The 23,117-nt window shown below is 60.9% G+C and carries 20 protein-coding genes; 1 reads left to right on the top strand and 19 read right to left on the bottom strand.

All coding sequences use genetic code 11. From position 1 onward, the window contains the following. Positions 1 to 7 precede the first annotated feature (7 nt). The 9 genes from ACQKP1_RS21625 to ACQKP1_RS21585 all read right to left on the bottom strand — a co-directional run bounded on the left by ACQKP1_RS21625 (position 8) and on the right by ACQKP1_RS21585 (position 9,974). Positions 8 to 829: a carbohydrate ABC transporter permease gene (locus ACQKP1_RS21625; RefSeq protein ID WP_427276965.1), complete on the bottom strand. Its 822-nt coding sequence runs from the start codon at positions 827 to 829 to the stop codon at positions 8 to 10. Continuing rightward, positions 826 to 1,722: a carbohydrate ABC transporter permease gene (locus ACQKP1_RS21620; RefSeq protein WP_427276964.1), complete on the bottom strand. Its 897-nt coding sequence runs from the start codon at positions 1,720 to 1,722 to the stop codon at positions 826 to 828. The genes ACQKP1_RS21625 and ACQKP1_RS21620 overlap by 4 nt, the downstream gene beginning before the upstream one ends. Positions 1,723 to 1,851: 129 nt before the next feature. Further along, positions 1,852 to 3,120, bottom strand: a complete 1,269-nt coding sequence (locus ACQKP1_RS21615) for an ABC transporter substrate-binding protein (RefSeq protein WP_427276963.1) — start codon at positions 3,118 to 3,120, stop codon at positions 1,852 to 1,854. Positions 3,121 to 3,273: 153 nt separating this feature from the next. Further along, positions 3,274 to 4,344 carry a LacI family DNA-binding transcriptional regulator gene (locus tag ACQKP1_RS21610; RefSeq protein WP_427277053.1) on the bottom strand — a complete coding sequence of 357 codons (1,071 nt, stop codon included), beginning with the start codon at positions 4,342 to 4,344 and terminating at the stop codon, positions 3,274 to 3,276. A 182-nt stretch (positions 4,345 to 4,526) separates the two neighbouring features. Then, a complete protein-coding gene (locus ACQKP1_RS21605) occupies positions 4,527 to 4,778 on the bottom strand; it encodes an acyl carrier protein (RefSeq protein ID WP_076397731.1) in 252 nt (83 codons plus the stop codon). 6 nt (positions 4,779 to 4,784) lie between these two features. Further along, positions 4,785 to 6,269 (bottom strand): hypothetical protein, encoded by a 1,485-nt coding sequence (locus ACQKP1_RS21600; RefSeq protein WP_427276962.1) that lies wholly within the window; start codon positions 6,267 to 6,269, stop codon positions 4,785 to 4,787. Continuing rightward, positions 6,266 to 7,834 carry an AMP-binding protein gene (locus tag ACQKP1_RS21595; RefSeq protein WP_427276961.1) on the bottom strand — a complete coding sequence of 523 codons (1,569 nt, stop codon included), beginning with the start codon at positions 7,832 to 7,834 and terminating at the stop codon, positions 6,266 to 6,268. Before ACQKP1_RS21595 ends, ACQKP1_RS21600 begins: the two co-directional genes overlap by 4 nt. An 80-nt stretch (positions 7,835 to 7,914) precedes the next feature. Next, positions 7,915 to 8,802 (bottom strand): hypothetical protein, encoded by an 888-nt coding sequence (locus ACQKP1_RS21590; RefSeq protein WP_427276960.1) that lies wholly within the window; start codon positions 8,800 to 8,802, stop codon positions 7,915 to 7,917. After that, positions 8,799 to 9,974 (bottom strand): GNAT family N-acetyltransferase, encoded by a 1,176-nt coding sequence (locus ACQKP1_RS21585; protein ID WP_427276959.1) that lies wholly within the window; start codon positions 9,972 to 9,974, stop codon positions 8,799 to 8,801. Before ACQKP1_RS21585 ends, ACQKP1_RS21590 begins: the two co-directional genes overlap by 4 nt. Positions 9,975 to 10,298: 324 nt before the next feature. On the opposite strand from ACQKP1_RS21585, the gene ACQKP1_RS21580 reads away from it, so the two are divergent. Beyond that, a complete protein-coding gene (locus ACQKP1_RS21580) occupies positions 10,299 to 11,324 on the top strand; it encodes a LacI family DNA-binding transcriptional regulator (RefSeq protein ID WP_427276958.1) in 1,026 nt (341 codons plus the stop codon). A 10-nt stretch (positions 11,325 to 11,334) separates the two neighbouring features. On the opposite strand, the gene ACQKP1_RS21575 is transcribed toward ACQKP1_RS21580, so the two are convergent. From ACQKP1_RS21575 to ACQKP1_RS21530, 10 genes are all read right to left on the bottom strand, one after another. Next, positions 11,335 to 12,372 (bottom strand): carbohydrate kinase family protein, encoded by a 1,038-nt coding sequence (locus ACQKP1_RS21575; protein ID WP_427276957.1) that lies wholly within the window; start codon positions 12,370 to 12,372, stop codon positions 11,335 to 11,337. Next, a complete protein-coding gene (locus ACQKP1_RS21570) occupies positions 12,372 to 13,043 on the bottom strand; it encodes a D-lyxose/D-mannose family sugar isomerase (RefSeq protein WP_427276956.1) in 672 nt (223 codons plus the stop codon). Before ACQKP1_RS21570 ends, ACQKP1_RS21575 begins: the two co-directional genes overlap by 1 nt. 9 nt (positions 13,044 to 13,052) lie before the next feature. After that, complete coding sequence (locus tag ACQKP1_RS21565; RefSeq protein ID WP_427277052.1) at positions 13,053 to 14,195, bottom strand: Gfo/Idh/MocA family protein; 1,143 nt, start codon at positions 14,193 to 14,195, stop codon at positions 13,053 to 13,055. A gap of 23 nt (positions 14,196 to 14,218) precedes the next feature. Continuing rightward, positions 14,219 to 15,043, bottom strand: a complete 825-nt coding sequence (locus tag ACQKP1_RS21560; RefSeq protein WP_203018262.1) for a class I fructose-bisphosphate aldolase — start codon at positions 15,041 to 15,043, stop codon at positions 14,219 to 14,221. Positions 15,044 to 15,251: 208 nt separating this feature from the next. Then, on the bottom strand, positions 15,252 to 16,715 hold the full coding sequence (locus tag ACQKP1_RS21555) for an alanine/glycine:cation symporter family protein (protein ID WP_427276955.1): 1,464 nt from the start codon (positions 16,713 to 16,715) through the stop codon (positions 15,252 to 15,254). Between the two features lie 11 nt (positions 16,716 to 16,726). After that, on the bottom strand, positions 16,727 to 18,508 hold the full coding sequence (locus tag ACQKP1_RS21550) for an SLC13 family permease (RefSeq protein ID WP_427276954.1): 1,782 nt from the start codon (positions 18,506 to 18,508) through the stop codon (positions 16,727 to 16,729). A gap of 219 nt (positions 18,509 to 18,727) precedes the next feature. Beyond that, positions 18,728 to 19,510 carry a FadR/GntR family transcriptional regulator gene (locus ACQKP1_RS21545; protein WP_427276953.1) on the bottom strand — a complete coding sequence of 261 codons (783 nt, stop codon included), beginning with the start codon at positions 19,508 to 19,510 and terminating at the stop codon, positions 18,728 to 18,730. A 6-nt stretch (positions 19,511 to 19,516) separates the two neighbouring features. Further along, positions 19,517 to 20,314 (bottom strand): ATP-binding cassette domain-containing protein, encoded by a 798-nt coding sequence (locus tag ACQKP1_RS21540; RefSeq protein WP_427276952.1) that lies wholly within the window; start codon positions 20,312 to 20,314, stop codon positions 19,517 to 19,519. After that, positions 20,311 to 22,110 carry a dipeptide/oligopeptide/nickel ABC transporter permease/ATP-binding protein gene (locus ACQKP1_RS21535; RefSeq protein ID WP_427276951.1) on the bottom strand — a complete coding sequence of 600 codons (1,800 nt, stop codon included), beginning with the start codon at positions 22,108 to 22,110 and terminating at the stop codon, positions 20,311 to 20,313. The genes ACQKP1_RS21540 and ACQKP1_RS21535 overlap by 4 nt, the downstream gene beginning before the upstream one ends. After that, positions 22,107 to 23,054, bottom strand: a complete 948-nt coding sequence (locus ACQKP1_RS21530; RefSeq protein ID WP_427276950.1) for an ABC transporter permease — start codon at positions 23,052 to 23,054, stop codon at positions 22,107 to 22,109. The genes ACQKP1_RS21535 and ACQKP1_RS21530 overlap by 4 nt, the downstream gene beginning before the upstream one ends. Between the last annotated feature and the right edge of the window lie 63 nt (positions 23,055 to 23,117).

Raw genomic sequence — 23,117 nt, 5'->3', positions numbered from 1 at the left:
CAAAGTCCTATTTCACGGAGCCGAGCATGCCCTGCACGAACTGGCGCTGCATGGCGAAGAAGACGAGAAGGGTTGGAAGGGTGGCAAGAATGGTGCCGATCATCACCGTGCCGTATTCGGGCGAATAGGCGGAGGCGAGCGACGAGACCACCAGCGTGATCGTCTTCATGTCGTTCGACTGCAGCACGATCAGCGGCCAGAGATAGTTGTTCCAGTTGAGCATGAAGACGATGACGAAGGCCGCCGCATAGGTCGAGCGCATCACCGGGACATAAATATAGAAGAAGATCTGCCACTCCTTCAGACCATCGACCTTGGCCGCATCGCGAAGCTCGGTCGGGAAGGCCTTCGAGGCCTGGCGGAAGTAGAAGATGATGAAGGCCGACGCGATCATCGGCAGCATGATGGCGGCATGGGTGTTCAGCAGCCCCGCCTTGCCCATCAGCATGAAGAGCGGGATCATCAGCGCCGCGAACGGCACCATCAACGTCAGCAGGATCACGGTATAGACCCGCTCCCGAAGTTTGGAGCGGAACATCTCGAACCCATAACCGGCAAGCGACGAGACGAGCAGCGTCAGCGCCGTTCCCACAAGCGCGATCTTAACCGAATTCCAAAAGACCAGCGGCACATCCACCTGCGCGAAGAACGACGCAATGTTGTCGAAGAGTGCCGTGCCGAAGGTGACTTTGCCCCGGATGATCTGGCTCGTCGTATTCGTCGCCCCGATCACCATCCAGATGAAGGGAAAGATCGAGAGAAAGGCGGCAAGCGACAGCACACTATACTGCACGATGTCGGGCAGGCGGCGACGAAGTGTTGCCATCATCGACGTTCCCTCGCGGCATAGAATTGCAGGAAGGAGAGCACCGCCACCATCAGCACGATGACATAGGAGACGGTTGCCGCATAACCGAAACTCGGCATGTAACGGAAGGTCAGATTGTAGATGTAGAGCGACAGCGTCAGGGTCGAATTGGCCGGCCCGCCCGTGCCTTCGGTGAAGTTATAGACCTCGTCGAAGAGCTGCAGCGTGCCGATCGTCGAGGTGATGGTGGTGAACAGGATCACCGGTTTCAGCATCGGCACGGTGAGAAACGCAAAGCGGCCCCAGGACGGCACGCCGTCGATCTTCGCCGCCTCATAGATCGAGCGATCGATATTCTGCAGCGCCGCCAGGTAGAAGATCATGTTGTAGCCGGTCCAGCGCCAGGTGATGGCGATGATGATCAGCACCTTCGCCCAAAAGGGATCGGTCAGCCAGCCGATCGGCTCGCCGATGATGCCGATGGCAAGCAGCGTGTTGTTCACCACGCCATCGAGCGAAAACATGCTCTTGAACAGGATAGAATAGGCGACCAGCGAAGACACGCAGGGCAAGAAGATCATCGTCCGGAAGAGGCCAGAATAGCGTAGCTTCGGATTGTTCAGCATGGCGGCCAGGATCAGCGCCATGGTGATCATGATCGGCACCTGCACGATGAAGAAGATGACGGTGTTTTGCAGAGCCTGCCAGAAGACGGGATCGATCCAGAGACGCACGAGGTTACCCGTGCCTGAGAACTTCAGCATCATTCCTCGTCCCGAATACAAGGAGAGAATGAGCGAGCGGGCAATTGGGTAGAGCATGAATAGCGAGATCAACGCGATGGCCGGCGCCACGAACAGCCATCCGTTCACGTCGTAATAGCGCTTCAAGCTGGATCTTGATGTGGTGGCCATACGGTATCCCCGAACCCGATCAGTGGTCACTGTACCTTGTTATGCGAAGGGAAGCCGCGCGGCGTTTCCGCCGCACGTCTCCGGGAGGACGGGGGCCAAACCCGAAGGCAGAGCCCCCGTGGGATGGGTTTACTGGATTTGAGTGGCGGCCTGATCTTCGATTGCCTTCAGGACTTCATCCACCGGTGTGCCCTTCACGAGCGCCGGGAAGTTCGCCGTGACAGCCGTATCCAGCTCGTTGGTGAAGATGCCGTAATTCACAGCCGGCACCTGTTCGAGCCAGTCGGCAAAGTTCTGCCAGACTGTCTGGCCGCTGAAGAAATCATCCGGTTTCTGATAGGCTTCGCCGGTGCGGGCTGCGAGCAGCGAGCCCACGGCGCCGCGCTCGGTCAGGATCTTCTGGTAGAAGTCGAGATCTTTGGCGTAGATCTCATTGAGGAAGTCGATCGCCTCATCCTTCTCGGCGGAAGCTTCCAGTACATACCAGCTCGATCCACCAAGGTTCGATGCAGCCGTCGCACCCTCGATATCGAGTTTGGGGATCGCCGTCAGCGCCCATTTTCCGGCCTGGTCGGCCTGCGACTTGACCGTTCCGGTGATCCAAACACCCATCAGCACCGAGGCAACATCGCCCGATGTCAGCGCGCTGATGCCGTCATTCCAACCGCTGGTCGGCTTGGCGACACCCTCGTTGACGATCCGGGCCTGGGTTTCGAGTGCGGCCTTCAGGGCGGCATTGCCGGTGATGTTGAGGCTGCCGTCCTCATTGAAATACCACTGGCCGCCGGACTGCATCATGATGCGGATCAGGCCGCCGTCATTGCTATCGAGCGCCATCATCTCATGGCCGGTCTTGGCCTTCACGTCCTTGCCGATCTCGATGAAGCGGTCCCAGGTCAGATTCTCCATATCGGAGGCCTTGTAGCCTGCCTGCTCCAGATAATCGGTGCGATAGTAGAGACCGGTGACGCCGGAATCGAAGGGCACGCCATAGACCTCGCCCTCAAGCGTCATCAGGTCGACCTTGTATTTGGCAAAGCCCGAATAATCGATCTTGTCAGTCAGCGCGGCAAAGGAGCCGGGGAAGGACTGGAGATATTTCTGCGCGCCGTAATCCTCGATGAGAACGATATCCGGCAGCGTGTCGGTCATGCCGGATGCCAGACCCGTCTGCAGTTTCTGTTCGACATCCGCCTTGGCGAAGTCGACGATGTTGAAGGTCGTATCGGGGTTCTTTGCGGTATAGCGCGCAGCCGCTTCCTTCATGATTGCGACGTTGAAGTTCGGGTCCCAGCACCAGATGGTGACTTCACCGGCAATGGCAGCGGTGCTGCAGAGAAGTGCGGCGCCAGCAACGGTGGCCGAAATCGAGCGCTTGAACGCGCGAGAATAATCCATGTCTTCCTCCCATTGTATCGTTGAACGCGGCAGCTCCATCCCCTGCCTGACGGTCACTATTCCTGAAAATCGGAAGACAGCCAAGAAAATTTTTACTAAATATTTTGTGCACTGCGGTAAGTCACGAGGATCTCGCAACCTTTCCACGAAGACTTAAGTGAGCACTGGCTTTCTCGCGCTGCCGCGCCAGACCATTTCGGTTGGCAGGGTGACGTGCTTGGAATAGTCGCGCCCGTTCAGCCGCTCGACCAGGAGATCAACGGCCACTTCACCAATCAGCTCGCCGGGAATGCGCATGGTCGAGAGCGGCGGGTTGAGAAACTGTGCAACAGGAATGTCGTTGAAGGCTACCACCGCGACATCATCCGGTATGGACATCCCAGCCTCTTGGATGGCCCTGTAGGTACCGATCGCCATATTGTCGTTTGCGGCAACGATGGCATCGGGAGGCGTATCGAGCGCCAGCAGCGATTTCGCCTGCTGGTAGCCGGTCTCAAGCCTAAGGTTCTGCCCAAAGCGCTCGCTTTGCCCAAGCGCCATGAGCTCGGGCCGGTAGCTCCCGCGCGCCTCATGCCATTCAATGAAGGCCTTGCAGCGCTGCTCCCCATGCATCAGCGCATCATTGTCCATAAGCTCATAGCCGCCGACAAAACCGATCCGCCGGTATCCAGCCTGATCAAGGCTGTCCAAAATTGTCGTGGTCGCCTCACCCAGATCCGCACGAACACAGTCGAATTGCGGCATGCGCGGATTGTAGTCGGCCATGATCAGATGCGGACAGACCTTGGCCATCGCCTCGATCTCGGCCTTGGGATGATGCCCGACCACGATCGCTGCGGAGATACCCGTCAACAGCGCAAGATCGACGGGCACATCGGGATTGAACACCCTTGCGATCTCAATCTTGTACTCGCGGCAGCGGGCCTCGATGCCGAGCCGCACACCGACATAATAGGGATCGACAAGCTCCTCCTGCGGCGCCAGGAAGTGAACGATGGCGACATGCGCCGCCACGTCCGCATGGCTGGCCATCGGAATATTGAGCGGAGGAAGATGAGCGCTCTTGCGCGCCCGTGGCGTCGCATAGTTCAGCGCTTCGGCCGTTTCGATGATCGCCTGCCGCTTGGCCTCGGAGACCGACAGCGTCTGGTCGTAGTTCAAGACACGGGAAACGGTCCCCGACGAAACGCCGACAGCCTTCGCGATTTCCTTGATCGTCACCACGGCGGCCTGTCCCTCCTCCACCTGTTTCCCAAGGAAATTGGTAAACCTCAGGAAAATATTTACTAGGCCACTGCGGAGATCGATACAAGCACTTCCTTGAAGACAGACCGACCCATGCAGAGCGCCGTCCTGACGAGACACGACGACGTGGATTGCCGGGAAACCTGATCCGCCGTGGCGCCTTATCCTTGCGCCTCGCTGACAAAGGCTTCGATCTCGGCGAGACTGTCGAGACGGGTCACGTCAAAATCGGCGGCAGCCAGATCGATCCCGAAAGTCTCCTCAAGCAGCATCATGAGATGCGTGGCTGCGAGAGAATCCAGCCTTCCGCTGAAGAAGAGCGAATCCGTATCCAGAAGCGGCTGCCTGTCGCCGCGCTCTTCGAGCAGTCCCTGAACACGAGCACGGATGGATGCAATCTTGTCGGTGGTCATGGCAGGTTAAACTCCAAACAGGCCAAACAGGAAGTGGAAGCGATCCGACAGCTGGCCTTCGAGCCAGACGCTGTCGAAGATTTTCAGAAAGCAGAAGAACAGCGCCACATTGATCCGGGGCAGAACCTCGTGACGCCAGAAACCATCCGCCGGCGAGGTCTTGCGGCCCCAGATCTGCGAGATGATCAGGCCCGCCGAGAGCAGACCGACATAAAAAGCCAGCGTCGCAAAACGATCGAGCTCGTCGAACGGCGTCCCGTCTGCGAAGACATGGGAGACGAAGATCAGATGGTAGAGGAAGTTGCCGAACCCGGCCGCACAGAAGGTGGCGAACGCGATCCGCAAGCGGGGCGATGTCTTGAACCAGCGCATGAAGGCCGGATAGAAGAAGAAATCGACCAGAACCTCCTTGAAGTAATAGTAGTAGCGGTTCCAGAACTCGGCGATCGAGCGGGATGCCAGCGGGTTCACCGTATTGCGCGGGATGTTGTAGCCCATCATGCGCGCCACGGCGACGATGGCATGGCCCCAGGCGGCAATGATCAGCAGATCCACACCGTAATTGACGATCAAACCTGCCCATTGGAGGCCAAGGGGCATGGCCGCAGTATCCTCCGGATTGAGGATCATGAAGCCGAGTTTCGGCACGCCCAGCATCTCATGAAACAGTGTCATGGCCGCAAGCGCGGTCCAGCTGAGAATGGCCGTCCACACGGCGAGTTTCAGTGCCTTTAAGCGCGTTACGGCGAGGGCTTCGTCATCCTTTGCCTCGAAACGCTTGAGGAAGGACAGACCCTTGCCGAACGGCGCGACATCACCGCCCCAGACCGGACGCATGTAGAGCGCCCGCACGCCGTCCGGTGCTGCAGCCTTGGCCTTCAGGTCGACGGCAGCATAGGCGAGGAACCAGAAGCAGGATGCCCAAACAGCGAGGAAAGCCCAGAGCATGGCATGACCGTAGTCCCCCGGCGGCACAAAGGCGGCAAAGGCTAGCACCGCAAGGAAGCCGACAAGCTGCACCAGCACCGGACGGCGGGACCAGATGCCGCTGCTCATGCGCTGGCCTGCGATCATCAGCTGCGCAAAACCGAGGAAAAGAACCACACCGGCCACCTGGAGGGCGAGCGGAGGCACGGACACGCCGTTCCCGACCGCTGCGGCCAAGTCGACAACAAGCGTGTTCATGTCGGCGGTTCGGAAGGGTCGCAGCAACAGGAAGATCAGGCTCGACGTGATCAGAATGGTGAGCCGGCGCCCTGGCCAGCGCGCGGCAGCAAGAAGGGTCAATCCGATCAGCGCAAGTGCCGACAGACTGATCTGCAGGCTTACGGCAAGAGCCGCGAGGAAGAGCGCATGGATCAGCAGCAGCCCCCGGATGGTCCCGGCAAAGCTGCGCGCTGCCGGGTTGGCGTCGATCGTCAACCAGGCACGCCGCCACTGCATGAGGCGGCTGAACGGGCGGAGCGGCTCCTGCTCGAAAACGATGCTCAAGACGCACCCCCTTCGAGGATGTCACGCAATGCGCGCCGATCCACCTTGCCGTTGACGTTGACGGGTAGCCTATCCTTGAGATGAATGGCTTCCGGGACCATGTAGCGTGGCAGCGACCGCAACATCTTCGTCTGGATCGATTGAGCCGTTTCATCGCTGCCGGCGACGAAGCCGACCAGCCCGGTGGCAGCACCATCGACATGGGGCCAGGCCACGACCGCAACGACCGTGCTGTCAGCCGCCAGCCGCAGATGCGCCTCGACTTCTTCCAGCTCGATCCGGTTACCCTTGACCTTGACCTGGTTATCCGTCCGGCCGAGATGATGGTAGACGCCCTCGGCATCGCACAGACCGAGGTCCCCCGTCAGGTACCAGCGCTCACCATTCATGTCGCGGAAACGGTCCGCCGTCTGTTCCGGCGACGCAAAATAGCCAATGCCGACCTGCGGCCCGCCCAGCGCGATTTCTCCCGGCACACCCGGAGCCACCGGCTGCAGGTCAGGACCGAGGATTGCGATCCTGCCGTCGCTGAAGGGTGTGCCGATCGCCACCACCCCGCGCCCTGGCGTAAGCGGCATCTCGGCACCCACGCTTTGCCTGAGCATGACGACGGTGCATTCCGTTGGCCCATAGATATTCTCGATGGCGCTGTTTGGCGCGGCAACCTTCCAGGCCTCGACCGTCACGCCCGGCAGCGGCTCGCCGCAAAAGACGGACAGGCGGATCGTCTCGAACAGTCCGGGCTTCAACGAACCGGCCGTACGCATCATGTTGACGATCGTCGGCACCGACATCCAGGCCGTGATGCCATGGCTGCGAATGAAATGCTGCGGTGCCGATAGCTCGAGCGCCGACATCACATGCAGTGCGGCGCCCGATTCCAGTGCCAGGAACAGATTATGCACACTGAGGTCGAAGGTGAGGTCATGCGCTTCGGCAACCCGGTCTTCTGTCCCGAGCATCGTCCACGGGCGTGCCTGCACCAGATAGGACGCAAGAGAGGCGGTCGAGATCACCACACCCTTTGGAAGCCCGGTCGTGCCGGAGGTGAAGATGATATAGGCCTCATGATCCGGCCCCACCATCTCGGGTTCGCCGAGCGACGGATCGGTCAGGGCGTCGAGCGGCGTGATCGCAGCATCCACCGTTGCCGGCATATCGGCCCGCTCAGGGCCGATGATAATGGAAGGGGCCGCAGCCAGGACCTCCGGCGTCAGCAAGCCTATCCCATTGCGGTCAACGATCAGCGCATCAAGCTGGAGCAGGCTCAGCAGCGTGACCAGCCTCTCCGGCGGCCATTTCTGATTGAGCGGCACATAGGTCGCACCCGCCATGCAGGCGCCGAGAATGCCAACATAACCCTCGAGGTTTCGGGTGGCGAAAATCCCGACGCGCCGTTGTCTCAACCGCGGCGCCAGATGGCCGGCGAGGCGAGCAACCTTTTGCGCCAAGACTTCATACGTAAACTCGCGCCGCGCAACGACCAGGGCAGTCGCACTGGGATGAGCATGCGCGCATTGCCAGAAGGGAGCGGCAATGTTGAAGTTTTCATGCGTTGTTTTCACTGGAACACCGTTCAAGATTAAGCCCGTGTCACTGATATCTTTTATCGTGCTGGCGCTGATCGTTACCCGTCCGCGCACCACTAGAAGTCGGCGGCAATCATCAGGGCCGAGGCTGCTGCGGCTGAGCCGACGGCCATCGAGAACCAGGGTCGTTTCTGCGCCACCTCGATCGTGAAAAGATTAAGCGGAAATAGGTGCTGGTGTGGCTGTGGTGTCGCGCCCTGACGGGGTGCCGGAAGATACCACTCGTCATCGAACCATTGCCAATCATCCGCCCAGGTCCAGCAATCATGCCGCTTGTAGACAGAGGCCACCTCTTCCGCGAATGCTTTGTTGGTCGGCAGACGGATCGGCTGTCCTGGAGATGTCTGGAAATACCGCATCGCCAGAGGCAGCGATCGGTTGGTGCAATAATTCGACATCCAGAGATTGAAGCCGATCTCATCCCTCAGCCCTTGGAGCACGCGGAAGAGCTGGACATGATCCTCATGTCCGTATTCGCCCCAGGGATTATGGGTGAAAACATTCATGCCCGGACGCAGGCGCTCACGCAGCAAGGTTCGTATCTTCACGAAGTTGTTCTGATAGGCCGTCAGCACACTATATTCGGCCACGCGCCGCTCACCCATGCCGACCTTGCCAAGCGCGAGGCGCGACATGCGCGTCAGTTCCCGTCGCTGGCTTTCGAAGCTGAGGACGAGACCATCCGGGCTTTCTCGCGGGTCATCCCAGTTTGCGCAGCCGGCCGCACCGGATTCCGCGACATTGAGGCAACTGACGCCAGCACGCGGAAAATCGGCAAGAGCGGCAGCCCGCTTTTCGCCGAGCCCCGGCTGGGCCCAGAAATCCCTGTAGACGACGATCACCTCGTCGACCTCATGAAGAATGGCATTGAACCACAGCAGTTCATCGTCCGGATGCGCTGCAACGATGACCGAATTCTCGAGGAATGCTGGGCGCGCGTTCATCCACTGTCCTCCCCGGATGTCTGGCGGCGGGCAAAAGGTGTCGTGGTCGTGGCGGCAGAAGCCTCGCGCCACCGCTCGCGCCAACGCATCGCAGTAAGCGCAATTGCGCCTCGCACGGTCGGCGTATGCGTCAATACATGAAGAGGCGTGGCCACCGTGCCGAAATCTGCCTTGAAGGGCTCATCGCCAATGGTGAAGTCGAAGATCTCGCCACCGGCCTCAACCCAGTCGCCGATCATCCCATCATAGAGCAGCAGGCCCGGCGAATGGCGCCCATGGGTCTGGTAATCGCAGCCGATCAGCAGGTAGTGGAGCCGTCCGCCAAACGCGAGACAGAAGGTATAACCGATCGCGTCGCCGCCGAGTTCGAGCGCATAGACGCGGGCAAAACCTGCCTGCTCCCCGGATTGCGCAACGGCGCTGTAGAAGGCTCGCGCTGCGGGCGCGGCAATCACGTCCTGCTCGAAACGGCCCTCGCGCAGCTGAGCCAGCCGTTCCATCGCGCGGGCGATCGCGTGCTCTCCGTGAACGACAACAAACTTTGCGCCTTCCGTCTTGAAGAATCGCTTGCGTTTGCGGGCAAGATAGCGCGCGAAACTGTCGGTCAGCGCCTCTTCTCGCCAATGCTCCACCGGCGCCAGGAGTGCCGTAGCATGCGCCGAAAAGCCGAGTGTCTTCGTGCTCCCCGGCACGAACGCCTGCCAGAGGGCCAGATGCTCATCGCGGATCGGTTTTACCCGCAAGATGTCATGCGATGGCAAGGCAGCGGCGACACAGGCGCGAACCGCATTATGATCATGCTGCCTCTCCCACCAGACGGAATCGACCACCGGCGCCGCATAGTCACTGACGCCGAGATCCGCACTTTCAAGGATCGTCACGCCGGAGAGCTTCCGGGTAATCATCGGCAGGACGAAACAGGGAGGCTCGCCAGGCCCCGGCCGTCCCACAAGTGTTACGCCTTGCGCGCCCCGTGACGGGGCAAGATGCTTGTGCAAGGCCTGGAGCCAAAGCGGATGTTGAAAGGCGGTGGCTTTCGAGCGCGCATGCAGCGCCGCATAGTCGGCGGACTGGAAGAAGGCTTCCGTCACGGCCTCGACGACGTACGCCGTCGCCGCACCGGTCTCGGCGTGGCCTTTTTCAGTCGAACGTGGCGAGCTCGCAATAACCATGCTCCGATCCATACCAAACAGCGTCGAAAAGCAGATTAACGGCAAGCGAACGTTCGGAATTATCGTGAATCTTAAGTAAAATGCGCTGCTCTTTGCAAAGCAACGGGACGACGTAGCATGACAGGACACGGCCGGAAGCGAATGATCAGGCAAACGCTCTTCGAGACACTGGTGCGGCGCCCAAGTGATAGCTGAAGAGACACCATACTCGAAGACGAGACGAGCGCTCCTCTCCGCTAGTCTTGGCCCACGATATAATCGCGACTTGCCGGGGCCCGCAATTCTGCGTACTCCGATCACCAGAACGGATGCGGGAATACCGGAATGGCTGCCAGTATCAGGACGATCGCGAATGTTGCCGAAACGTCGGTATCATCAGTCTCGCGCGTCCTTAACAACAGTGGCTATGTCTCGCCAGAGGTGCGCCAGCGCGTTGAAGCCGCGATCAGGGACCTCAACTATGCGCCAAGCAAGGGCGCTCGCATGCTACGCGGCGAAGCAAGCCGGATGATCGGCCTCATGCTGCCCTCCATCGATGTCCCCTTCTTCGGCATTCTTGCAAACACCATCGAGCGCGAACTTTTCGAACGCGGCTACCACACCCTGATCTGCAGTTCGGCTGAAAACGAAGAGCACGAGGCCCGCTATGTCGCGATGCTGCGCGCGCAAAGGGTGGAGGGCGTCATCGTCGCCAGCGCCTATGGCGGCACCGCGCATCTCCAGCCGCTGGTCAGTTCCGGGATCCCGGTGATCGCCATCGACCGAGAACTCGTCGGCATATCCGACGATACCGTGATGGCCAACCATGTCGAAGGCGGACGCATGATGACTCGTCACCTCCTGGATCTCGGCCATGTCAGGATTGCGGTCGTCGGGGCGCCGGGACATAGTCAGCCGATCCGGCTTCGTATGGAAGGCATCAGGGCCGTGCTACGCGAACATGGACTTGCACCGGCCATCGAGGCGATCGGCGAGGAGCACAGCTTCGCCGCCACCTACGCGCTGGCACAATCCGTTCTACAAGATCACACCGACATCACCGCGATCATCGGCACCACGGACATCGCGGCCATTGCGGCGATCCACGCCGTCCGCGACACCGGGCGCAGCGTACCGGATGATTGCTCTGTCATTGGCTTCGACGACTTGCCGGAGGCAGCCTATGTTCTGCCACGGCTGACGACGGTCGCACAGCCGATCCGCGCGGTCGCGCTCGAGGCGACCCGCAAGCTCGAAGAACGTCTGCAGGATCACAGGCAGGATCTGGAACGCCGGCCAGCCTCGCTCACGCGCATGCCCGTTGACCTCATCATCCGGGAATCGACCGGGCCGGCCCCTGCAGACAGCTGACTGCAGGCGTTCAGATTTCGGCGATCAGGACCGACATGTCGGGTATGCCATCAGTCGCGGTCGCGCCGCCCAGACAATGAACTGCTGCGCGATGGGCGACGGCGGAAATGGTCTCGATCGGCCAGCCCTCGTGCAGGCCGTAGAGAACCGCCGCGCAGAAGGCATCTCCGGCCCCGACGGGGCTGACGATGGCCGCCGGATCGACGGCAAGTGCAGGAGTGACAACCGGAGCCTTGTCGGGCGAAAGCCAGATGGAGAGTTCTGGTGCATGAATGACGACGCCTCGCGCCACGCCCCCATTCAGAAGCCGCTGACCGGCCTCTTCCACAGCCGACGGCAACAGAGCGCCCGACTTGTCGCGGACGACTACACCCGTTGCGCGTCCGGCTTCTGTCTCGTTGACGATCACATAATCACAATGGGGCAGTGCAACGGCGACCTGATCGGCAAAGGCGGGGTCCTCGCTGGAGACGAAATCGACGCAGGTCATCAGCCCCGCCTCGCGTGCCGCCTCCAAGAGCCGGGCCGCCCCGGACGTGCCGCTTGCATCCTTCCGGTCGAGAGCCGGCAAAAGCATGAGATAGCCGAGATAGAAGATCCTGTGCCCACTGGCTGCAAAGGCAGCAGGGTCGATGAGATCGACCGTCAGCAGGTCGTTGGAGCCACCGTGATAGAAGAAGGTGCGGCTTTGACCCGGTACGTTCATGACATGGGTATGTGCCGTCGCCTGGCCATCAAGGATACGAAGGCCTGAGACATCGATGCCGAGGGCCGCATGACGATCCCGGACATAGACGCCGTCCCGATCGTCCCCCACCGCACCCGCCACCGAAAGCCGCCCCTTGAACCCAAGCGAAGCGAGGTCGGTCACCACATTGGCCGCACCGCCGCCGACGCCCATGTCCTGGTGCAAAATATGCGCGAGACTGCCCTGTTCCGGCCAGTAGGACAGGGTGTGAATACGATCGACAATGAAGTTGCCGACGCAGACGATACCACCTGCCGTTCCGGCCTCTTGTCTGGTTCGAACCTCCTCCCCGGCTCTCATCAGACCGTCCCCTCGTTCCAGAGCGGCCTGAGCGGCGGCTCATCCTCCTCGATCTCGGCGAAACGCCCGATGGGTTCGAGGAAATAGTTGTCGGTCCTGTCGTCATTGACTTGGCTGACCTCGCCGACCAGCACCGGGCCTTTGTCTTTCGCGCCATAGAAGCGGTGGTAAAGACCCGTGGGAATGGTGACGCTCTGGCCAGGACCAAGGACAAGTGGCTCCCAGGTCTGGAGACGCTGCTCGATGCCGTCGACAAGGACAGAGACGTCGGAGCCGGTGACATTGCCCGTTGCATCATCCGCACGGAATTCGATGACCAGATCGCCGCCCGCCCGGTTGATAATGTCTTCCTGCTTGGCCTTGTGCAGGTGGGCCGGGGTCACCTGGCCTTCCTGGATGAAAAGCAGCTTCTCCGCATAGCTGCGTTCCCCTTCCATGCCGAGGATGCCGTTACGCAGGCAAAAGAGCACGAGCCCCTGTTCGGCAAAACGGCCGGAGCCAAAGTCGGTAACGTCCCAGCCGAGCTGCCGGCTGGCCAGATAGCGCGATGCCTCGGGATTGGCCGCGAATTCGGCGGCACTCCACTGCCCCCAGACCGGCAGAGACCAGCGCCAGGTCTCGAGCATTCCGATGGCAAACCGCAGGGCTTCGTTGATCTCGGAGCGTCTCATGGTACCGCCTCAATCGTAGTCGACAGAAACGACCCGGTTTTCCAGACCGGATTGAAGTGCCGCCGTCAGGACGGCGTGGTGAGCTGCCGCTTCCGCGGGGCTTGCACAGGGGAAGCCGTTCGCCGTGCCACCCGCCAGTTCGTCGACGAAGGCCGCCCACATCTGCTGGATCGCGTCGGCGAAGCCGAATTCGAAAATCTTGCCGGTGATGGCGGGGAAAACCGAGCCATAGCCGAGGTCTTCCGTGTTCCAGGACTGCGTGCTGCCCTGGTAATCCATCCACTGCCACTGGCGCGGATGCTTGGTCGAGAAGAAGGCACTCTTCTTCATGCCGAGAATGCGGATGTACCAGGTGTTGGATTCGCCCGGTGCGATACGCCAGGTCTTGAGCACCAGAGGGAAATCCTGGTCGGCGGTGCGCACGCGGCTGCTGATCGTCGCATTGTCCCAGGTGGTGCAAGGCACTCTGTTGCCCTTGCCATCCGGGCGCTCGGTGATCCGCTTGACGAGGTTGGCATGCAACGTTTCCGGCCGCCAGCTGAGCCGCAATGGAACATGCAGCACATGCATGCCCAGATCCCCCATGCAGCCATAGGCACCGTTGACATGCTCCATGCGCTTCCAGTTGATCGGCTTGTTGGGATCGATGTCGGAAGAATGCAGAAAGCCGGCTTCGACCTCGAGAATGTCGCCCATCTCACCGCTTGCCGCCATGGCAATGACCTTCTGCGCGCCGGGGAAGTAAGGCATTTCCGACGAGCAGCGAACGATGAGTTCCGGATGCTGGCCAAGCGTCGCCATGATCGCCCTGTTCTGCGCCAGATCCATACCGAAGGGCTTTTCACCCAGCAGATGTTTTCCGGCCTTGATAATGTCCGTGTAGAACTCGGCATGCAGCACATGAGGTACGGCGCAGTAAATGGCGTCGACCTCAGGATTGGCGAGAAGTTCGCGGTAGTCCGTGGTTGCCTGTCGAACGGAGGGAACGTGGGTCTGAAACCACGCCATCAGCTCCGTATTGGTGTCACAGACGGCAACGATCTCTGGCCTAGCCTTGGCGTCAGTCAGATGCATCCAGCGGGCTGCGGCGCTGGCAAATTCGCGACCCATCAGGCCGCAGCCGATGACGCCGAAACGAAAGGTCTTCATGATGCTCCTCCTCCCGTCACGCAATCTCAGGCGAGATGACGCGACGCTTCCTCCGCCGTTGCGCCGTCGTGAACGATGGCCATCAGCGCCCGCGTCATGCCGCCCGGATTGGCATGCTGGATGACATTGCGGCCATAGACGATCCCGCGCGCGCCTTGCTCCATCAACACCCTGGTGCGAGCGAGGATTTCCTCATCGGAGACCCGGCCACCGCCACGCACGAGGACGGGCAGCCCTTGAGCGATCTCGATCACCCGATGATATTCGGTGACGTCGTCGCAGGGGTCTGCCTTGATGATGTCGGCTCCGAGTTCCGCGGCCTGCCGGACCAGCGGCAGGATCTTGTCGATTGCGCCGTCAACCATATAGGCGCCCTTGGAATTGTCCTGCATGACCAGCGGCTCGACCATCAGCGGCATGCCGTAGATCTCGCATTCGCGCTTCAGGCTGTTCACGTTGCGCACGCAGGCCCGATAGACCTCGGGCTGGTTGGGCAGCATCAGCAGATTGACCACGACGCAGGCTGCATCGAGCGCGATCGCTTGCTCGACCGGACGATCGATCACCTCGGAGAACAGAGCACTCGGCAGCGGATTGCCATAGATGTTCGCAATATCGGTACGCAGCACGAGGGCTGGACGAGCCTTGCCCGGGATCGACTGCAGCATGGGCGCTGTGCCCGGCGGCAGCTGGATGGCGTCAGGGCCTGCCGCAGCGATGACGTCGATGGCTTGGCGCATGTTCTCGATACCGGCGAGAAACGTGCGTTCATTGAACATGCCGTGATCGATGGCCACGTCGAAGCAGTTTCCAGACGTGCCGAAGAGGCGGTTCAACCGCGCCTGTTTCATCGTTATCTCCTCCCAATGTGGTAACGTTTCCACACAGGCTAGTAGCGCACCCCACGGGTGTCAACGGAAATGATGGGAACGGTCCTATCAACGAGGCAAGCACAAAGATGCCGCCCCGGAAAACCGAGGCGGCTTCAATCAGCCGACAATGTCATCAATCGCTTTGAGACGTTCGCGGGGCCGCGTCACCACAGCCCCACAAAGATGCTCACGCCTTGGCGAGAGCGCCCCCGTCCGGTCCCGCCACTCTTTGCGCATGGGGCCAGGCGGAATGATCGAGATCGAGATCGGGAAACGCCGTCGGTTCAAAGACTGGCCGCGCCACACCGGCCTTCAGCTGCGCGCGGAAATCGTCGAGGATCCGCAAGGCGACGGGGAAGAGCATCAGGATCACGGTGAGGTTGACCACCGCGAGCACGCCCATCAGCGGATCGGAGAAGAAGAAGACCGCCGTCGCACCCGGAGCCGTTGCGCCCAGGAATACGACGATGACGATGGCAAACCGCAGAACATGCAAGGCACCCGGCCGAGCGGTCATGACCTTCAGGGCCGTCTCACCGAGATAGTAGTTGTAGATGATCGAACTGAAGGCAAAGAGCAGGATGGCGAAAGTCAGGAAATACTGCGACCACGTGCCGACCTGGCTGACCAGCGATTGCTGGGTAAGCACGATGCCGTCGATGCCTTCCACGCCCGGCTGATAGACGGGGCTGAGCAGGATGATGAAGGCCGTGCAGGTGCAGATCACGATGGTGTCGATGAACACCGAGAAGGACTGGGTAATGCCCTGGCTGATCGGGTGGCGGACATCAGCCGTCGCCGCCACGTTCGGGGTGGATCCGAGACCCGCCTCGTTGGAAAACAACCCGCGGCGAAGCCCCTGGGCCAGGGCAGCGCCGAAGCCGCCGCCGACAACCTCTTCCAGGCCAAAGGCATTGGCAACGATCGACCAGATGACGCCCGGAATCTCGGTGATGTTGGACAGGATGACCAGCAGTGTCAGGCCGATATAGATGAAGGCCATGATCGGAATGATGACGTCAGCGACCTTCGCGATACGGCGGATGCCGCCATAGACGATAAAGCCGGTGATGATCGCAAGACCAATGCCACTCCAGACGCGATCGACGCCGAGGCTGTCATAGACGGCACCGGCAAAGGTATTGCCCTGAAAGGCGTTGAAACCAAAAGCGAATGCCAGCATCAGGCAGACGGCGTAAACCACGGCCAGCCATTTGTGCTTCGCACCGAGCCCATAGATGATGTAGCCAGCCGGCCCGCCCTGATAGGTGCCGTCACCGTTGGAACGCTTGTAAAGCTGGGCAAGCGTCGATTCGACCAGGCTCGTCGCCATGCCGATGATTGCGATCGCCCACATCCAGAAGACGGCGCCCGGCCCGCCGAGCGTGATCGCGACCGCGACGCCTGCGATGTTACCACCACCGACGCGCCCGCCGACGGACACGAGCAGGGCCTCGCGTGCGCTGATCGCATTCGGATCGCCGGTCTGGTTCTTGGCGAAGAGAACGCGAAACATGCGCTTGAAGAACCTGATCTGCACGAACCCGGTCATCACCGTGATGAACACGCCGAAGACAACGAGCATGGGAATGAGCGCCCATCCCCATGTGAGATCCTCGACCAGTCCGAAAAAGCCGGTGATGATATCCATGCGTTTACTCCTCAAAGACCATAATAAAGATAGATAGCGTAGCAGGACGCCAAGCCCACTATGATGTTCATCGGCAAGCCGATCTTGACGAAATCACTGAAACGATAGTTCCCGGCGCCATAAACCAGCGTGTTCGTCTGATAGCCAATCGGCGTCGCAAAGCTTGCACTTGCACCGAACATGACGGCCACCACCAGGGCCCTCGGATCGATACCGAGTTGCTGACCGAGGCCGATGACGATCGGCGTCAGGATGACGGCTACTGCATTGTTGGTCACGCATTCGGTGAGCGTCGACGACAATGTATAGACCAGAAGCAGAAGAACGAAGGGCGAGACCGTCGACATCAAGGGCATGGCCGTATCCACAACGAGTGCCACGGCTCCGGTTTCTTGCAATCCCTGCCCGACGATCAGCATCGCGAAAATCAGGATCAGAATGCCGCCATCGATCGAGCCCCAGGCTTCGTCTGCGTCGATGCAGCGCAAGATGAGAATGGCGGGAACTGCGATCATCGCCAGAGTGCCGATGTCCATGACATTGAATGCAGCGAGAAGCACGACGAGGCCGAGGGCAAGCAAGGCCAAAGGCGCCTTGGTGGGCCTGAAGGCGCGGGCGGTGGAACGGGTGACGGAAATCAGCTCGTTCTGCTGCGACAGTTCGTCGAGCGCCTCCGCAGTCCCCTCAATGAGCAGCTTGTCTGCCGGCCGAAGGCGGACATTGGCGAGGTCCGGACCGGGCACATGCCGGTGTCGATGGGCACCGATGATGCGCACGCCGAAGCGGCGGCCGAGCGTCAGGCTGGAAAGACGCGTCCGATACCCGTAGCGCCCGGGTGCGACGACCGCCTCGACCACGATGACGTCGCCCTTCGGGGCTGCTCCGCGTCGTTGACCGACGCGCAAACCGTCCTTTTCATTCAGGGTCAGGAGGTCGGCCGACTTGGCAAGGATGATCAGACCATCGCCCTTTTTGAGAGTCATGGTCTCGATATCCTTGCGGATCACCTCGCCATTGGTATGCAACCCGACGATGCGCAGCCCAGGCTGCTTGAATTCCGCAATTTCGCCGACCGGCTTTTCGGTGAAGGGACCATCCGCAAGCACCGTGATTTCCGAAAGAAACTCGGCGTCATCCTGATCGTCCAGTTCGCCGCCTTCCTCACGGCGATCCGGCAAAAGAAACCTGCCAAGCACCATCATCGTGAGCCCGCCAGTAATTGCAGCAGCCAGACCAATCGGTGTGATCTCGAAAAGCGAGAAAGGCTCAAGCCCCTGTCCCCGGGCGACGCCATCGACGAGCAGGTTGGTCGACGTGCCGATCAGCGTCAAGGTTCCACCCAGAATGGCGGCATAGGACACGGGGATCAGCAGCCGTGTCGCAGCGATGTCGAGCGAGACGGCAAGGCGGATCACGATGGGAATGAGAACAAGCACCACCGGCGTGTTGTTCATGAAGGCCGACGCAACCAGCGCCGTCAGCAGGAACACGGCAAGCGCCAACCGAGGCCGCTTTTTCGACCGTTCCAGAACCATTGCCGCCACGCGTTCCAAAACACCGGTACGCACAAGGGCGCCCGTCAGCACGAACATGGCGCCGATCGTCAGCGGCGCAGAGTTTGAGAAAACGCCCATTGCCTTGTCGGTCGGAACGAAGCCGAGCACGATGAAGACCGCAGCACCTGCGGATGCAATCACCTCGGCGGGATACTTCTCCCAGACGAACAGCCCAAACAGAACGATCACCAGACCCAGAGCGATCTGAGCCTCGTAGCCCGAGAAGAATTGCATCATCTTTTTTCGTTAAGCCCCCGACTGATCGCGTGAAGAAACGCGCGACACGCGATCTGGCTCCACCGGCTCGCAAAAATGTCGAGGGAGCGGGAGCTCACTACACTCTGCATGCGGCGCGCGCAAACCATAGCCCGACCTCCTGTTATGCCCGCCACTGTCCGACATCGACTGAGACGGCAACGCCGACCTCGTAAAGGACTGCCGACTGTACCGTCCTAATTATCCGATCGTGCCTGCCCGCGCCAGCATATAGGCCTCAGCGAATGCCATATGCTCGGCCGCGATCGCGCGCGCATCCTCTGTCCGTCCATCCTTCAGCGCTGCCATGAGCCGGTACTGGTAGGAGAGCCCCTCCTCCCGCGAGCTGGGCGCAGGATCAGCATAGATCTGCCTGGCCAGTGGCAGATCGCGCAACAGATTGTGCATCAGACCACAGAGAAACCCGAGCAACGGGTTGGGACAGAACTGAGCCAGCTGCGAGTGGAAATCGAGTTCCGCAACGCGTTGGCGATACTGTTCGTCCGGGTCGACCGGCGGGTGATCATAGAGCCGGATCGTTCGCTCGAGCAAAGCCAGTTGCTGGGCCGATACCCTGCCTGAGAGCGAGGCGGCGACTTCAGGCTCCAGCGCCTTGCGGATCGCATAGATGTTGGAGAGGGTCGGCGGATTGAAGAAGAAGTGGGTGGACAACAACTCCATGGCGTGGCGAGCGGAGGGAGCCGCGACGAAGGCACCGCCCCCGGGGCCGCTACGCGTGAAGATCAGGCCTTGTGTTTCCAGAGCCTTCATCGCCTCCCGCACCGTGCCCTTGGCAGCCTTGAAGCGGTCCATCAGATCGCGCTCCTGCGGCAGACGATCGCCTGGCTGAAGCCCTTGCAAACGGATGAAATCCTTCATCAGATCGGCAATGGCATCGGGTCGGCGCTTCGTCTTTCCGGCAGGGGTAAACAACCGCTTGCCGTCTTCGCTGCTCGTCTTCGCCCTCTCCTCGGTATCGGTCATCGCACGTCATTCTCTCCTGATACGGGGCGCACTGGCCACGAGCCGCCTTGTATAAGCGTGTTCAGGATCGGCAAAAAGCCTTGCCGCGGGTGCCAGCTCGACAATCTCACCGAAATACATGACGGCCACGCGGTCACAGATTGCCTCGACAACGGCAAGGTCATGACTGATGAAGAGATAGGACAAGTCGAACCGCGTTTTCAGATCGCTGAGAAGCAACAGGACCTGCGCCTGCACGCCGACGTCGAGCGCGCTCACCGGCTCGTCGAAGACTAGGATCTCCGCTTCCGCCGCAAGAGCGCGCGCGATCGCAATCCGTTGCGCCTGCCCCCCGGAGAATTCGTGCGGATAGCGCGTAAGCGTGTTTTCCGGCATCTGCACCGCGTCCAGCAGTTCCTTCATCCGTTCGCGGCGTCTGTGCGCCTCGTAGCCACACAGAAGCTTGAGCGGCGTGTCGAGAATGCTTCCGATCGTCTTGCGCGGGTTCAGCGAGGCAACCGGGTCCTGAAAGACATACTGGATCGTCTTGCCAAAGGCCCGCGGCCCCTCGCGCCGCAGCGCCTCCGCATCCTTGCCCCCGATCAGCATGCTCCCGGAGGTCGGCGTCTCGAGCCCGACCAGCATACGGGCAAGCGTGCTTTTTCCCGATCCGCTTTCCCCGACGACGGCAAGTGTTTCGCCGCGCATCAGATCCAGCGACACCGACTTCACGGCCTTGACCTCGTGTTTCGCCTTGCCGAACAGGCTGCGCCCGCCGCCGAACGACTTGGTCAGATCACGAACCTGGATCGCAGACTTCGTCATGACGCCTCCGTTTGCTGCTTCGGGAAGAGCCCGGCGACGCGCTTGAGGAACTGCGCCCCAGTCCCGAGCTCGGGCACGCAGGCGATCAGCCGCTTTGTGTAATCATGCTGCGGGTTGGCGAGCACCGCGCGCGTTTCTCCCGTCTCGACGATCTCGCCGTCCTTCATCACGGCGACGCGGTCACAGATCTCCGACACGACGCCGAAATCGTGTGTGATGAAGAGAAGTGCCATCCCGCGTTCGCGCTGCAGATCGCGCAAGAGCTCCAGAATGCGGGCCTGCACGGTCACGTCGAGAGCGGTCGTCGGCTCATCGGCAATGATCACATCAGGATCGTTGGCGAGCGCCATGGCAATGCCGATACGCTGGCGCTGACCGCCCGAAAGCTGATGCGGATAGTGTTTCGCCCTTTCCCGCGCCTCCGGTATTCCAACCTTTTCGAGGAGCGCAATCGCCCGTTCACGGCGCTCATTTGCACCGAGCGACTGATGCGCGGCGATCGCTTCCTCGACTTGCCGTCCGACCGGATACATGGGGTGCAGTGTCGTCAGCGGATCCTGAAACACATAGGAGACGCGGCTGCCACGCAAGGAGATCAGTCGTGTCTGCGGCATCGCCAGCACGTCTTCATTGCCCACATAGATCGCACCGCTCTGGATGATGCCCGGTGGGGACGCCACCAGCCCCATCACCGACAGCGCCGTAACGCTCTTCCCCGACCCGCTTTCACCGATCAGCCCGAGGCATTCCCCGCGCTTCACATGTAGGGAAATCCCACGCACCGCCGGAATGATGTCGTTTCCGCTGCGGAAACCGGTCTCCAGACCTTCGATGGAAAGAGCGGCGTCCCGGGCAGAGTTCTCCGGAACGCTTCGATCGGTCGCAATTTCCGTGACAGGCCCCGGACGCGCGAGCGCGCCCGAGCGCAGCCGCGGATCGAGAACGTCTCGTATGCCGTCACCCAGAACATTCAGGCTGATGACGATGAGAAAGATCATCACGCCCGGCACGATCGAGACATGCGGAGCGGTGAAGAGCTGCGCCCGTCCCTCGCCTAGCATCGATCCGAGATCGGCTTGCGGTGGCTGTGCGCCGAGACCGAGGAAGCTGAGGCCTGCCGTCTCCAGGATCATCCAGCCGGCTGTCGTCGACATCGTAATGACAATGACCGGCGCCACGTTTGGTAGCACCTCGGTGAACATGACGGACAGATGCCCCTTGCCGGACAGGCGCGCAGCATCGACAAATTCGCGATGGGCGTATCCGAGCGTCACGCCGCGCACATTACGCGCGAAAAAAGGGATGTTGACGATGGCAATGGCATAGAGCGCGTTCATCAGGCCCGGCCCCAGGGCAGCGACGATAGCCAGCGCCAAAAGGATGTAGGGAAAGGCCATCAGCATGTCGATGCCACGCATGATGGCATTGTCGGTGCGTCCACCCACATAGCCCGCGACAATGCCGATCACCGACCCGATCAGCGCGGCGATCAGCGTCGCCGTGAAGCCGACCATGACGGACAGACGCGCGCCCCACAAAAGCCGGCTCAGGATATCGCGGCCGAGCTGATCGGTGCCGAGGAGATGTCCGGCCGTCAGAACAGGCTTCAGCCGATCTGCGGGCGCGGTGGCATCGGGATCTGGCAGAGGCAGGATCGGCACGAGCAGGATCAAGAGAGCAATCAACCCGATAAGCACGAGCCCCGCTGCGGCGAGACGATTGTTGAGTAGAAGTCGCCAAGACGTGATCCGCCCCGAAGCGACCTTGGGCTGGGTGACAGCAGAAACGGTACTCACGTGCGGATCCTCGGGTCGAGCATGGATTGGAGAACATCGGCGACGAGGTTGAAGAGCACGTAGCTCGCGGCAACGACGAGCACACCACCCTGGACCAGCAGGATGTCACGGCTCGAAATGGCCTTTACCAGCATGGCGCCGACGCCCGGCCACTGGAACACAGTCTCGATATAGACGGCGCCACCGAGCACGAAGCCGGATTGGATGCCGATCACTGGAATGATGCTGACCAGTGCCGACCGAAACGCGTGACCATAAATGACCCGCCTTTCCGAAAGTCCCTTGGCACGGGCTGTGCGGACAAAGTCCTGCCGCAGCACTTCGAGCATGGCGCCCCGCGTAAGTCGCGCGATCACGCCTGCCGCAACCACCGACAGCGTGACGGCGGGCAACACCAGATGGAGCAGAAGGTCTTTCAGGTCCCCTCCCCCATAGACAGCATACATGCCCGAGGCCGGAAGCATCCGCCACTTGACGGCGAAGAGGTAGATGAGAAGCAGACCCAGCCAGAAGGAGGGCATGGAGATTCCGGCCAGCACGAAAAAAGTGATCGCACGGTCCGCCCATCCGAACTGCCGAACAGCCGAAACGACGCCGGCGAAAAGGCCGATGACCGTGCACAGTAGGAGAGAGACGCCGGCAAGGATGAGGGTCGCGCCGAAACGCTCGAGGACCTCGTCCAGCACGGGTCGGTTCAGGGCATAGGAGCGGCCGAAATCACCCTGCAGCACATTGCCGATCCAGACCAGGTATTGCTGAAACAGAGGCTGATCGAGACCGAGGTCGCGATTGATCCGCTCGACATTTTCAGGCGTTGCATAGGCGCCAAGAATGGCGGTCGCCGTATCCCCGGGAATGAGGGCCATCACCAGGAAGACGATGATCGACAGGCCGAACAGCACGGGCACGACCGCGATCAGACGTTTGAGAATATAGGCCGACATCGCAACCTCCGGGAACGTTCAAGGCTGACGCCGGCGAGCGGATTACCCGCTGGCGTCAGTCGC

Source organism: Allorhizobium sp. NPDC080224, assembly GCF_050281005.1.
In the GTDB taxonomy this organism is placed as follows: domain Bacteria; phylum Pseudomonadota; class Alphaproteobacteria; order Rhizobiales; family Rhizobiaceae; genus Allorhizobium.
The sequence above is the reverse complement of the archived record's forward strand: the minus strand, read 5'-3'. Positions and strand labels throughout refer to the sequence as shown.

What these genes read in the sequence shown, in the direction of transcription:
- ACQKP1_RS21585 (WP_427276959.1), bottom strand. Translation starts at nt 9,974, where the DNA reads ATGGTTATTGCGAGCTCGCCACGTTCGACTGAAAAAGGCCACGCCGAG.
- ACQKP1_RS21590 (WP_427276960.1), bottom strand. Translation starts at nt 8,802, where the DNA reads ATGAACGCGCGCCCAGCATTCCTCGAGAATTCGGTCATCGTTGCAGCG.
- ACQKP1_RS21605 (WP_076397731.1), bottom strand. Translation starts at nt 4,778, where the DNA reads ATGACCACCGACAAGATTGCATCCATCCGTGCTCGTGTTCAGGGACTG.
- ACQKP1_RS21615 (WP_427276963.1), bottom strand. Translation starts at nt 3,120, where the DNA reads ATGGATTATTCTCGCGCGTTCAAGCGCTCGATTTCGGCCACCGTTGCT.
- ACQKP1_RS21545 (WP_427276953.1), bottom strand. Translation starts at nt 19,510, where the DNA reads ATGACCGATACCGAGGAGAGGGCGAAGACGAGCAGCGAAGACGGCAAG.
- ACQKP1_RS21625 (WP_427276965.1), bottom strand. Translation starts at nt 829, where the DNA reads ATGATGGCAACACTTCGTCGCCGCCTGCCCGACATCGTGCAGTATAGT.
- ACQKP1_RS21560 (WP_203018262.1), bottom strand. Translation starts at nt 15,043, where the DNA reads ATGAAACAGGCGCGGTTGAACCGCCTCTTCGGCACGTCTGGAAACTGC.
- ACQKP1_RS21580 (WP_427276958.1), top strand. Translation starts at nt 10,299, where the DNA reads ATGGCTGCCAGTATCAGGACGATCGCGAATGTTGCCGAAACGTCGGTA.
- ACQKP1_RS21540 (WP_427276952.1), bottom strand. Translation starts at nt 20,314, where the DNA reads ATGACGAAGTCTGCGATCCAGGTTCGTGATCTGACCAAGTCGTTCGGC.
- ACQKP1_RS21620 (WP_427276964.1), bottom strand. Translation starts at nt 1,722, where the DNA reads ATGGCCACCACATCAAGATCCAGCTTGAAGCGCTATTACGACGTGAAC.
- ACQKP1_RS21570 (WP_427276956.1), bottom strand. Translation starts at nt 13,043, where the DNA reads ATGAGACGCTCCGAGATCAACGAAGCCCTGCGGTTTGCCATCGGAATG.
- ACQKP1_RS21575 (WP_427276957.1), bottom strand. Translation starts at nt 12,372, where the DNA reads ATGAGAGCCGGGGAGGAGGTTCGAACCAGACAAGAGGCCGGAACGGCA.
- ACQKP1_RS21555 (WP_427276955.1), bottom strand. Translation starts at nt 16,715, where the DNA reads ATGGATATCATCACCGGCTTTTTCGGACTGGTCGAGGATCTCACATGG.
- ACQKP1_RS21550 (WP_427276954.1), bottom strand. Translation starts at nt 18,508, where the DNA reads ATGATGCAATTCTTCTCGGGCTACGAGGCTCAGATCGCTCTGGGTCTG.
- ACQKP1_RS21530 (WP_427276950.1), bottom strand. Translation starts at nt 23,054, where the DNA reads ATGTCGGCCTATATTCTCAAACGTCTGATCGCGGTCGTGCCCGTGCTG.